Below are 11,615 nucleotides of genomic sequence, written 5' to 3'. Positions count from 1 at the left end.
AACACTAGGGTCTATTCCTGCAAATGCAACTAACTTTTTAGGGTGATTAAACCTTTCTATCTCTCCAATTTCTGAGAGGATTGTTGCCGCAATCCTTTCTCCGATACCAGGGATAGATTGGATTATCTCATACTCTTCCATTTCTTCAGCGAGGGCATCTATCTCAGCTGCTAACTTGGATAGATGCTCTTCGTATTGAAGAACGATATTGATTAGGATCTTAATATTAAAAATGTGACTGTCGTACATATTATGTTGAAATGGATTTCTTTTAGCTGCCTCGATAAGTTTCACTGCTTTCTCTTCAGCCCACTTACTTGATCGACTCTTACACAGAGACGAAATGATACCGACTAGCTATGAATTAGATACTTTTAATACAGACTCTGATGTAGGGAATGTATTAAGGACATTTAAAGAGATTCTGGAATATAGATCTCCAAAAACACCTCGATATTCAGGAAATAGTTGATCTAATAGAGTTTGTAATTGTAATTTTGTTTGAGATGAGACACTTACAATTGCTTCCTGTTGTCGGGTTAGGTTTCTCAGATTTAATAACTGAAGTCCTCTTTTTCTATGAGGTTCTAACTCTTCCTTGTAGAAAAGCTCGCAAAGTTGATACGCATCTACAGGGTCTGTCTTTACCTTTCTTAGATTTGTACTACGTGAGCGATGAGACACAAGTGGATTCACCATAATATACACATAGTCTTGTTCATCTAAAAACTGGACAACAGGTGAATGGTAAGAACCAGTTGACTCAAAGATAACCGAAGGTTTCAACCCACCTGATACTTTTGTAACCTCCTCTAAGAAATCTAATAAGCTGTTTAAACCATCCAAAGTATGCTTAACACTAAAGCTTTTGCGATAAGCTTTACCTTTATTTAAAAAGGCTTGAACATGACTCTCTCCTTTTGAAACATCCAGACCAACCACTGGATTCATCTATTAATCCCCTCCTACAAAAATGAATTAGTCGGTAACCCCTAAGCTTCTTGTAATGCCATAGGTTCGCTTGTTAAACGGGATCTATGTCCCAACCAGCCAAAAACATGTTTATACAAGTAGAGGGCGAACAGTTTTGTTGACGGGATCAAGTCCCACTGGCGCTGCGTTCTACCCCGACTACCGCTATCATAAGACCTCATGAAAAAAGGTCAACCAGAAAAAACTGGCTAACCTTATATTACGATATGGCGCAAGAATGTAGTTAAGGCTATCCCTACTACCTTATGAGTAATACCTATTAAAAAAGGTCAACCAGAAATGTTACTGGCTGACCTCATAATACGATATGGCGCTAATCTAAAAGAAAAATAAGTATCTTTTTTCCCAAGCAACTTCAATAAATTGTTTATTAATAGGATGAGAGACAATTTATTTAGACATACCCATGTGTTACATTTACCCAAAACAAATGAAATTTGAATCATGTTAATTTTTTTTCATACAATACAGTGAAGTATAAAGGTTGGAAAGGTGGGGGAATGTGGGTATGGGGTTAGTTTATGTTGCAAATATAGGTACCAATACAGTTTCTGTGATTGAAAGCAAAACACATTCTGTTATTGCTAATGTTCCTGTTGGGGATCAACCGAATGCTGTTGCAATCACGCCTGACGGGCAATTGGTTTATGTTGCAAATAGAGGTGATGGTTTCAATCCCTCAACGGTCTCTGTGATTGATGCAAAGTCACACCTTGTTATTGCTACTGTTTCAGTTGGGGTTAATCCGGTTGCACTAGCAATCACGCCCAATTGAAAAGGAATATGGATCATGGAAGAAACTCACTGTGTTCAATTTGAATAAAGGCATCTTGTGTAAAAGTAACTAATCCAAAACAAAAAATAATGGACTTTGCTCTTTATTTTTGCGAATGATCTGTTATAAATGGAAATAATGTAACAGTTGGTATGTTAATGCTGAATAAAATGATATATATAAAAGATACGAACACTTATTTATAGAATGAGAATCAAAAGATGTATTAAAGTATTTTGTCCAACAACCGTTGTTTGGAAATAAGCGGAGTAAAACGCACTGGCTAGTATTCATAAAAGATTAATTTAGGATGTTTCTTAAAAAACACCTCCAAACAATTTTGAAGGTGTAAAAAACAATACATGTTTTCTATTTATTAATTTTTGATTCATCGATGGCATTCTTAACATCTAGTTTAATCACCCAATATAAAATAACCATCGCAACTATAAAAGATAGGAAATTAAAAGATAGCCATATAAATGGTGTAACTGCATCCATTTTAATTCTCATCACTCCAAAACATATAAGAAAGAGTAGATTAAGTATTCAAACAGATATTGTCTTATAGATAAAAACAGTAAACATGAGCATTATTATAATAATTTTGCAATTCCCAATCTACTCTTTAACATTTGCTAAAGTAATTGTTGAAATAAGCCATACAGTTATTGATCCAAACAATAAAATAAGCATTGCAAAAAAAGCTCCTAATGCGTTATCTCCGAATGATTCAAGTATACCCAGTGGGGAGATAATGGTTACAATAGAGAAAACTAGAATAAAAACAAAAGCATAAGATTTAGCATTTTCTAGGTGTTGTATGTTAAGTTCTTTAATTTCTTTATAATTAGTTTTTTCAGACATATCACACCTCCATTTGGATAATTATACCATGTTTGATCATGCTAAACTATTATTAGTTTAGATGATATTCCTAATTTGTAAATGCCTTAGTTAACAAAAGATAGATTGTGGTTTATAGAGGGTTGCTCAAAAGATAAAAGAATAAGAGATCTTTACATGCATTAATTCCACTATTCTACAATATGGCGCTTTTCAGAAATGTTACTGAAAAGCATCCTTCTTTTTCTTGTAAGCAATATTGTTTAACCAGGCTATTTTAGTAATTGGCTACATGCACATGAAATTATTTAAACATTCTATATAGTAAAGTGAATTGAAAGAACACTGACTGGCTTGTAAATTCAGTCAACGTTATTGTGTAAAAAACTATTATACTTATTCTATATATATATTTAAAAAGGAAATACAGATAAAATAAAATAGGATACTTTATTTACAGGTGAATTGTTATTAAAAAAAGAGGTAGGAAAATGATATATGAATTGAATAAAATACAGTTCTCTAACGTAAACGATTTATTAACGAGTGAATTAGTTAATATTGAAATAAAAGGAGTAGTTCAGGGGTATAACCCGGGATGTGTTTTTGTTGATAATATATTGAATCCAACTACTGCTATGGTGTGGTCAAAATCTATTGCTGGATTCTATTTTATTGGGAATGAGAACAATATAAGGTTTAATAAGAGCATAAACGAATATATTGATTCAAATATCGCACCCAGGACAAGAGAGTTAGGGTTAAATCATTTTGAATTTAGTGGCACAAGTCCAAAGTGGGATATAGCATTTAAAAGTATATTTAAGAAACGGAACCTTGTTCAGTCTAAACAACTTACCTATAAGTATAAATGTAAAGAAGATTCTGTTCTTGAAAATCTTAAAATGCAAGATAAATTTGAAATGGTAAAAATAAATCATCAATTATTTCATAGAAAGATTAATAATATAGATTTTGTTAAATCAATAATATTAGATTGGTGGAGCTCATTAGAGGACTTCATCCATCATGGTGTAGGATATTGCATGATGGATGGTGAATTAATTGTTTCTTGTTGTATATCAAGTTGTGTAACCCATGATTCAATGGGCTCACACACACTAACCGTAGAGGAGTATAGAAAAAATGGTCTTGCAAAAATACTAATTAACGAATTTCTAGAGCACTGTAGAGATCATAAACTCGAAGCTTATTGGGACTGTATGGATGAAAATCTTGGATCACGTATGTTAGCAGAAAGCTGTGGTTATAAGAAGGAATTTGAGTATAATTTATATAGTTTTAAAATATGAATATAGGGGGTTTCATAGATGATAAAAATGTTAGCTAGAGATTATCATGAAATCTCTAAGTTATTAAATCATGGCATTAAATATCCAGAAGTTATTTCTGTTATAGAAGCCAATAATCCAGGAGCCATATTTGTGGATGAAATTGATAAACCGAACACAGAATAACAAGTTTTTTTTTGATTAATCATTATTGGTTATAAATTGTAAGGAGATCCTTAATTTAAGACTGACTTTATTAGCTTGCTGAGACTATATAAAAAATAAACAAATCCTATCTCTGTAATAGGATGGGGTTTTTAAAGATCTATTCATAGGATAAGAGCCAAAACTATTAATCCAAACAAGGTTAATAGTTTTTATTTGAATTAAATTCATTATAATAATAGAGATATTTAAAGGGGGAGTAACTTGAGTATACAGCTTTGAATCACATTTACAACAAGGGCAATTCGAACGAGCGAGTGTGGTTATCACCGAGAGAGGTATCTTGAAAGAGCCACCGGGAAATTGTTTTTTTACTTTACCATATGATAAATATACATTTACTATATGATAAATGTACATTTACGATAGTCTAGGTTATATATATAATTATGCAATACTACTTAGTAATTTTGAGAGGATTGATTATATGAAATTACCTCAATTATTTTTAGGAAATTTAACCGCTTCCGTTCCAATTATTCAAGGAGGAATGGGTGTAGGGGTGTCACGCTCTAGACTAGCTTCAGCTGTAGCTAATCAGGGAGGTATCGGCATCATTTCTGGATCTCAAATTGGTTTTACTGAACCTGATTTTGCAACAAATAACCTAGCTGCCAATATTAGAAGTTTAAAAAGAGAAATTAGAAGAGCTAGAGAATTGAGTCCAAACGGAATAATTGGAGTTAACTTTTTAGTTGCGATGAAAAATTATAAAGAATTGGCTTTAACTGCTGTAGAAGAAAAAGTTGATTTGATTGTTTCTGGTGCTGGTTTACCTAAATCCCTTCCTGAAATTGTAAAAGGAACTAAAACAAAAATTGCACCTATTGTATCTTCAGGAAAAGCAGCCAAATTAATCACAAGAATGTGGGATAAGAAATACAACTATCTACCAGATTTAGTGATTGTTGAAGGCCCTGACGCTGGGGGACATTTAGGTTTTACTTTGGACGAATTAAGGGCTAATCCAAAAATTGAATTGACTGAAATAGTTAAAGAAGTTAAAGATGCTTTGAGCTCTTTTCAGGAAAAGTATAAAAAGCCAATACCTATTATAGCTGCTGGCGGAGTATTTGATGGATCGGATATTGCTAAATATCTAAAAGCAGGGGCATCTGGTGTACAAATGGGTACTAGATTTGTTGCAACTAAAGAATGTGATGCAGATATAAATTTTAAAGAAGCTTACATAAACTCAAAAAGTGAAGATATTCAGTTAGTTAAAAGCCCCGTCGGATTACCAGGTAGGGCAATAACAAATAAATTTGTGAAAAAAACTGAAGCAGGGAATATTCCTGTTCAGAAATGCTATGATTGTCTAATACCATGCAATCCAAAAAGTACGCCTTACTGTATAACAACTGCCCTTATTGAAGCTGCTAATGGAAAGCTAGAAAATGGTTTGATTTTTTCGGGGAGCAATGCACATAGATTAAAAGAAATTGTGTCAGTACAGCAACTTATGACTCAATTAGTTAGTGAAGCAGAAGCAGCACTAGTGTAATTTAAGGCTCTGGTACAAAAATAGTTAGCTAATTCCCTTAGATTTGATGAATTAAGATGCTTTCCTTCTGAGTCGACTGCACGATATAAATACATCCATGCTCCTTTTACTTTCACATACCTTTCGTCAACTCTTCAAGAATCAATTGTGGATTTTTAAGATGACGTCGTACTCTTTCGTCTAATTCAGTCTGGTCCTTTTTGATGTACCCAACGCATTATGGTAGCGTGAGCAATAGCAAAACTACCTTGCCACTAAATAACAAAAATTCAAGTTGTACCGAAGGTACTTTCGGTCTATAAGAAGTATGAATTTAGATTCTGGATATTAAATACCTGTTTTGGTGACGGGAAAGAATGTAAGGTTTATCGGGAAGGTGTCAATTGGATTTTTAATCATTGAGGGTAAAAGTAGGGGCTGTCCGAAAAGGGTAAATCCGAAAAATATTAAAGTCGAGAATGTTGGTATATCAGTATTCTTGAACACAAAACGGGGAAACCAATAGTCGGAAAATCGATTTATTGGACAGCCCCTGTATTGTGTTGTTGATCTTCCATATATGGTGCAAGAATATAGTTAATAAACTAATGTGAAAAGAGAAATAGAGTTCAACTGCATAGCTTGATATATAATTGCATAAAAATAGGAAGGGAAATGTATTGAAGTATAATTGTCCATGTTGCGGTTATAAAACCTTAGATGAAGAACCTATTGAAACATAGGAGATTTGCAGTATTTGTTTTTGGGAAGATGACTTTGTTCTATATTAATGATCCTGATTATAAAATGGGAGCCAATAAACCTTCATTAAGACAAGGACAGAGAAATTATCTGATATTTGGAGCTTGTGATGAACGATTTATAAGTTCTGTAAGGGAACCTTTGATAGATGAAATCAAGGATTCCGATTGGAAAATATTATCTTAAATTAAGTGGATAAAGTACTATTTTTTCCATAAAATGGCGCATATCTGAAATATAGATATGTGCCATTATTCATTTTAGGGCCATATTGTTGAAAATGTGATATGAAAAAATAGTAAAATAATGGTAATAAGAGAGGAGGGAAAAGGATTGTCTGTAATCGTATTCTCTGCCTTGATTTTAGCAATCGTATCAACATTTTATGCTATCAAAGGTAAGTATCAATTTTACTGGATTTCTGCCATTGGAATTTATATTTTCAGTTTGTTAGCTGGTTTTTCAATAGGACAAATGACAGTTGGTTTAACCTTTATACCTTTGACTTTGGCTATGGGATATTTTTTCGGTTGGATAAAAAACAAAGTTAACATCATTATTTTTCTGTGTTTAGGTATTTTAATTGGGTTCCTAATGGTCCTGTATATCGATGATGCTTGGGTGTTTTTCTCCCTTTGATTTTTTAGCTAAAGGGCATTTTAATTAAAAGATCAACCTTCTTATGTTGAGTTTGGACAAATACAAAAAGTTATTAAATCATTTTTATTCCGATGGGTGCTTATCTTTCCGATGGGTGCTTATCTACTTGAAATTGTGAAGGAAAGCACTTAAAGGAGCAGAAGAGTTGAACAATTGACATTGATCTCAATAAGGTCAGTGTCTCTTGTTATTGTAGGGATTTTTTCCCCTCTGAACTATGTTACAATAAGAATGTACGTTCGATTTCGGTTGAATATAAATATTAGGGGAGATAACTAATGGAGAAAATAAGCTATCCAACAGAGTGGAATCTAGATAAGATTTTTATAGGAGGAAGCAAATCAATTCAATTATTAGATCATATCAATCAATTAGAAGCTCTTTTACATCAACTAGAAGGTAGTGTTAAATCGTTTATTGCTCCACTTTCAACAAGTGAATCAATTAAAGTGGTCAATTTAGTAGAAAACATCGGAAACATTCACTTATACTTATCGCAAGCTAATTCGTTTATCACTTGTCTCCTAGCAGAAAATCCAAAGAATCAAGATGCTGCGATTTTACGGGGAAAAGTTGCTCAAAAAGAATCTCGTTTTGAAAAAGAGTTATCGAATGTAAAGAAGATATTAATAAATACAAAGGAAGATGTTTGGGATAGTATACTAGAAATAGAAGAATTACAAGAATATAGATTTATTCTAAACGAATGGCGTGAAAATGCAGATAAGAATTTGTCGGAAGAGGAGCTAAATTTAATTTCTGATTTAATGGTTGATGGGTACCATGCTTGGGGACACTTCTATAATGATCTGGTAAGTAGTATTAAATTAAATATTCAAATTGATGGAAAAGAAGAAAATCTATCAGTTGGACAAGCCATTAACTTGAGGTCGCATCATATTGAAGAAGTGCGTAAGGAAGCTCATTATGTATTAGAATCTACATGGAAAGAGAAAGAGGAATTATTCAGTAAAATAATAAATCACATTGCTGGCTTTCGTATAGAAGTGAATAACAAGCGCGGGATAAAAAGTGTAATAGAAGATCCTTTGAAAAAGAACAGAATGAAGGAAGAAACACTAAATACGATGTGGGCAGTAATCAGTAAATATAAACAACCTTTTTCGAATTACTTGAAGAGAAAAGCTGAAATGATAGGCGGATCTAGTATGACAGCTTATAACTTTTGGGCTCCTGTTACAAAAAATAATCAAGAGATAAAATTCGAGGAAGCTGCCACACTTATTACGGAACATTTTAGTCAGTTTGGAACCGAATTAGAGGACTTCGCCCGGCAAGCTTTCAATGGAGGTTGGATAGAAGCCGAGGATCGTCCAAATAAGTCTGCTATTCCATTTTGTGCCGGTTTTCCACTAACAGGTGAATCAAGAGTTTTTATGACATTTAGGGGCACTTTTTTAAATGTGTTAACTCTTGTTCATGAACTAGGTCATGCTTTCCATAATCATGCCATGAAGTCTGTTAATGGGTTAAATAAAAGGTATCCGTTAAGTATTGCTGAAACTGCTTCAACCTTCTCCGAAATGATTATTTTTGATGCGGCTTTAAAAAAAGCAAAATCAAAAGAAGAAAAATTATTTATACTGGATGAAAAATTAAAACGAAGTGTAATGAACTTTATGAATATTCATTCGAGATTCTTATTTGAGCAGAGATTTTACAAGGAACGTAGTAAAGGTATTGTTTCAGCCAATCGACTAAATCAGTTAATGGAAGAATCAATAAATGAGGCGTATGCTGGTTCCCTAGAACAACCTTCAATTTATTCTTGGGTTTGGACACCACACTACTATATTACTCAATCGCCTTTTTATAATTTCCCATATACTTTTGGTTATTTATTTGCATTGGGCATTTATGCAAAGGCAAAAGAGAAAAGAATAGATTTTGAAAAAGATTATTTGAAATTACTTCGTGATTCAGGAAGTATGACTGTGGAAGATTTAGTTATGAAACATTTAGGAGAAGATATTACTTCAGAGGAATTCTGGGAAAAAGGAATGGAATTATGCGTGAAAGATGCGGAAGAATTCATTCAATTAGCTTCTTCTTAAATTGTTGGACTATATTAAATGCTATGCTTGCCAATTGTTATGATAAGGACCTTAGCATCGTGAAATTTTTCATTAAAATCGGGCGCACTTGTGGAATAACAGAGGTAGAAATTGATACAACTTTTTTATAAAATTCACATTTAACCTTCAAGAGAAGAAACCATTTTGATCAATCTTTTTCAAAATGGTTTCTTTTTGTTAGGGAAAATAGAAAGGTTTGAGAGATGTTTTGTCAAACTTTACTCCAAACCAACATTTTTCTCTTTATTCATGTTAATACCCAGTTGATCTTGCAATACCTTTGTACCCTTTTTTGTAAGATGGACTGCTCGATTCTTTTCTGCTTTTGTAATCCATTCTTGCTCAAAAAATAGTTTAGCTATCGCAGACCCTAGCCAACCTGAAATATGATAACGCCGTTCACTCCAATCAAGACAAGGCTTTGCAAATATTCTCCTTTTTGTATTTGCCTCTTCGATATTAATTCCAAAATTTAAAAACCACTTCTTGCCTTGATTAGTCACAACGTATTCCCCGTCCTCCAAGGTCAGAAATTCCTTATCAATTAGCTTCTCAGTTATCTTTACACCAAGCTCTCCGGCAAGGTGATCATAACATGTTCGAGCATACCGAACCTGTTTTAGTTGATCAGACTGTCTTAAAGAGCGTACTTGAACAGTTGGTGCGATTGTCCCTAATTTTTCGAGAACTTCTGCAACCTCTTGATTAGCAAGTCGGTAATAGCGATGTCTACCATGTTGTTCAGCAATAAGCAGATTACCCTCGACTAATTTAGAGAGGTGAGAACTAATTGTTGGATGTGACACTTTAGCCATATAAGCTAATTCACTAGCAGGAAGAGCCTGATTACTCATTAAACAATCTAAAATTATTGCTCTTGTAGGTTCAGCAATTAGTTTTGCTATATATGAGATATTCGGATAAACATTCATATTTTGATGATACCCTAATTATAATTTTGCTACAATGGGGTCATGTCAGCATTTCGCAGAAAACATACGCTAAGACAGTACCAAAAAGGGTTTTCTTTCGATTTAAAGGGTACTTTGCTTTAGAGAATAAGTTTTGGGTCTTGAATTTATAATCAGAGAAAAAGTAGCTCTACAGATTCTAGCATCAAAAACGGTCATTATTGGAACACCCATATATCAACACTTTTTTCCTTAGCGTATGTTTTGCGCTTTTTGTTGGTAGGACCCCTACGATCAAAATGAATCTAATGGTAAGGAGAAATTAATTATGAATGTAATTGATCTTAGTGTATTGAATTTGAAAGAAACACGTCGACGCTCAATTAAACTATGGAGGTCTCTTCCTGATAGTTGGATAACTTGGAGGCCAGACAAAGATGCAATGACGTTTGGAGAGATGATTCGACATGTATGGAGTGGCAGTTTTGACTATCATATGATTTTAAGAAATAATGGGTCGGTTAAGACTAAGACAGCTCCTCCATACTTTCAAGAACCAATTGTTTCAGTTGATAAAGAGGTTGAATTATCAAATCAGTATTTTGATGATTTTATAGAATATGTCCAATCGCTTTCAGAAGAGGAGTTTGAATCAAGACTAATTGATCGAAGTGATGTTGACTACCAGCGATATTTAGGAGACATGCTATTGCGGATTGCCTATCACGATGCAGTTCATGCAGGTCAATTTTTACAATATTTACGGATGGCTGGTTTGGAGAGGCCTATGATATGGGATTAAATTTCAATATATACCTTCAAATTAAAATAGTTACAAGCCACTAGAGTACAGTAAATATTATACAAATGATTATTATAAATATAGAAATACAGATTTTACAACAGACCTACAAGCTGTGGAACAAGAATATCTATCGTTTGTCAGCTCAACATACTGGAAGAGTAATTTTCCTGAGAATTGGCAAGAGACGAGGCGTTTATTAACTGAAAAATATAATGATTTGTTGTACCAATTAAATCAAGGGGAATCGGATAAATTTGAAAATGAAGATGAAAAACAATTGTTCATAAAGATTATTGAGCAAAGAATTAAGTCTCTCAATAGAAAAAACACTAATGAATTTAGGGACAAAATAATGGCTGATAATTTAGTGTGGCTATTAGAAGAGATGTTTCCAGATGAAAAGTTTATTATATGGGGACATAATGTTCATATTATGAAAAATAGATCTATTATCAAAATTGATCCATATGAACCATTTAAGAACATGGTAGAAAATTTACCAGAAGAAATTAAAGAACAATCATATATAGTGGGACTTTATATGTACAGTGGAAAAAATACTGATAACGACAGAAAAATTTATGATATAAGTACTGAACATAAAACAAACTCAATAGAATATCATCTTAATCAACCAGGATATTCCGTATCATTTTTAAATATAGATATTGAAGATGATGAAAAGAATACGTATTGGTGGAATGCTGAAGCAACAAGTCAGCTTTGGGGGGCAAATGAGGAAACATTTATCCCTAGCGAGCAATATG

At 33.2% G+C, this 11,615-nt stretch carries 11 protein-coding genes and 3 pseudogenes; 9 read left to right on the top strand and 5 right to left on the bottom strand.

Annotation, left to right across the window (positions count from 1 at the left end; translation table 11 throughout):
* Positions 1-951, bottom strand: a pseudogene (locus JM172_RS23350) (IS110 family RNA-guided transposase); the annotation flags it as partial.
* 550 nt (positions 952-1,501) lie between these two features.
* On the opposite strand from JM172_RS23350, the gene JM172_RS23345 reads away from it, so the two are divergent.
* The gene (locus tag JM172_RS23345; protein ID WP_214484783.1) at positions 1,502-1,768 is read left to right on the top strand and encodes a YncE family protein; all 267 of its coding nucleotides are present in this window, start codon (positions 1,502-1,504) and stop codon (positions 1,766-1,768) included.
* A gap of 369 nt (positions 1,769-2,137) precedes the next feature.
* Here the strand turns inward: JM172_RS23345 and JM172_RS23340 are convergent, their stop codons facing one another.
* Together JM172_RS23340 and JM172_RS23335 are read right to left on the bottom strand one after the other, a co-directional pair.
* Positions 2,138-2,281 (bottom strand): hypothetical protein, encoded by a 144-nt coding sequence (locus JM172_RS23340; RefSeq protein WP_214484782.1) that lies wholly within the window; start codon positions 2,279-2,281, stop codon positions 2,138-2,140.
* Positions 2,282-2,389: 108 nt separating this feature from the next.
* Complete coding sequence (locus JM172_RS23335) at positions 2,390-2,635, bottom strand: hypothetical protein (RefSeq protein WP_214484781.1); 246 nt, start codon at positions 2,633-2,635, stop codon at positions 2,390-2,392.
* 470 nt (positions 2,636-3,105) lie between these two features.
* On the opposite strand from JM172_RS23335, the gene JM172_RS23330 reads away from it, so the two are divergent.
* The 3 genes from JM172_RS23330 (at position 3,106) to JM172_RS23320 (ending at position 5,635) form a co-directional block, all read left to right on the top strand.
* Positions 3,106-3,927, top strand: coding sequence for a GNAT family N-acetyltransferase (locus tag JM172_RS23330; RefSeq protein WP_214484780.1), 822 nt, complete (start codon positions 3,106-3,108; stop codon positions 3,925-3,927).
* Positions 3,928-3,945: 18 nt separating this feature from the next.
* Complete coding sequence (locus JM172_RS23325; protein ID WP_214484779.1) at positions 3,946-4,092, top strand: hypothetical protein; 147 nt, start codon at positions 3,946-3,948, stop codon at positions 4,090-4,092.
* 466 nt (positions 4,093-4,558) lie between these two features.
* Positions 4,559-5,635 carry an NAD(P)H-dependent flavin oxidoreductase gene (locus tag JM172_RS23320; protein WP_214484778.1) on the top strand — a complete coding sequence of 359 codons (1,077 nt, stop codon included), beginning with the start codon at positions 4,559-4,561 and terminating at the stop codon, positions 5,633-5,635.
* Between the two features lie 2 nt (positions 5,636-5,637).
* On the opposite strand, the pseudogene JM172_RS23315 reads toward JM172_RS23320, so the two are convergent.
* Positions 5,638-5,944 (bottom strand): annotated as a pseudogene (locus JM172_RS23315) (DDE-type integrase/transposase/recombinase); the annotation flags it as partial.
* A 350-nt stretch (positions 5,945-6,294) separates the two neighbouring features.
* Here JM172_RS23315 and JM172_RS23310 point away from each other — a divergent pair.
* From JM172_RS23310 to JM172_RS23300, 3 genes and pseudogenes are all read left to right on the top strand, one after another.
* A pseudogene (locus JM172_RS23310) lies at positions 6,295-6,562 on the top strand (CPCC family cysteine-rich protein).
* Positions 6,563-6,709: 147 nt separating this feature from the next.
* The gene (locus JM172_RS23305; RefSeq protein ID WP_250886858.1) at positions 6,710-7,015 is read left to right on the top strand and encodes a hypothetical protein; all 306 of its coding nucleotides are present in this window, start codon (positions 6,710-6,712) and stop codon (positions 7,013-7,015) included.
* A 299-nt stretch (positions 7,016-7,314) separates the two neighbouring features.
* Positions 7,315-9,111 (top strand): M3 family oligoendopeptidase, encoded by a 1,797-nt coding sequence (locus JM172_RS23300; RefSeq protein ID WP_214484776.1) that lies wholly within the window; start codon positions 7,315-7,317, stop codon positions 9,109-9,111.
* 239 nt (positions 9,112-9,350) lie between these two features.
* Here the strand turns inward: JM172_RS23300 and JM172_RS23295 are convergent, their stop codons facing one another.
* Entirely contained in the window at positions 9,351-10,064 is a 714-nt protein-coding gene (locus JM172_RS23295) for an ArsR/SmtB family transcription factor (RefSeq protein ID WP_214484775.1), read from the bottom strand.
* Between the two features lie 307 nt (positions 10,065-10,371).
* Between JM172_RS23295 and JM172_RS23290 the strand changes: the two genes are divergently transcribed.
* Both JM172_RS23290 and JM172_RS23285 read left to right on the top strand, forming a co-directional pair.
* Positions 10,372-10,845: a DinB family protein gene (locus JM172_RS23290; RefSeq protein WP_214484774.1), complete on the top strand. Its 474-nt coding sequence runs from the start codon at positions 10,372-10,374 to the stop codon at positions 10,843-10,845.
* Positions 10,846-10,960: 115 nt separating this feature from the next.
* A partial coding sequence (locus tag JM172_RS23285; protein WP_214484773.1) for an erythromycin esterase family protein occupies positions 10,961-11,615 on the top strand: 655 nt, incomplete at its 3' end.

It is taken from the genome of Bacillus sp. SM2101, assembly GCF_018588585.1.
GTDB lineage: Bacteria > Bacillota > Bacilli > Bacillales > SM2101 > Nanhaiella > Nanhaiella sioensis.
The sequence above is the reverse complement of the archived record's forward strand: the minus strand, read 5'-3'. Positions and strand labels throughout refer to the sequence as shown.

Bases quoted from the DNA above. Each gene is read 5' to 3' on its own strand.
- JM172_RS23345 (WP_214484783.1), top strand. From the start codon at position 1,502: ATGGGGTTAGTTTATGTTGCAAATATAGGTACCAATACAGTTTCTGTG.
- JM172_RS23340 (WP_214484782.1), bottom strand. From the start codon at position 2,281: ATGAGAATTAAAATGGATGCAGTTACACCATTTATATGGCTATCTTTT.
- JM172_RS23335 (WP_214484781.1), bottom strand. From the start codon at position 2,635: ATGTCTGAAAAAACTAATTATAAAGAAATTAAAGAACTTAACATACAA.
- JM172_RS23330 (WP_214484780.1), top strand. From the start codon at position 3,106: ATGATATATGAATTGAATAAAATACAGTTCTCTAACGTAAACGATTTA.
- JM172_RS23325 (WP_214484779.1), top strand. From the start codon at position 3,946: ATGATAAAAATGTTAGCTAGAGATTATCATGAAATCTCTAAGTTATTA.
- JM172_RS23320 (WP_214484778.1), top strand. From the start codon at position 4,559: ATGAAATTACCTCAATTATTTTTAGGAAATTTAACCGCTTCCGTTCCA.
- JM172_RS23300 (WP_214484776.1), top strand. From the start codon at position 7,315: ATGGAGAAAATAAGCTATCCAACAGAGTGGAATCTAGATAAGATTTTT.
- JM172_RS23295 (WP_214484775.1), bottom strand. From the start codon at position 10,064: ATGAATGTTTATCCGAATATCTCATATATAGCAAAACTAATTGCTGAA.
- JM172_RS23290 (WP_214484774.1), top strand. From the start codon at position 10,372: ATGAATGTAATTGATCTTAGTGTATTGAATTTGAAAGAAACACGTCGA.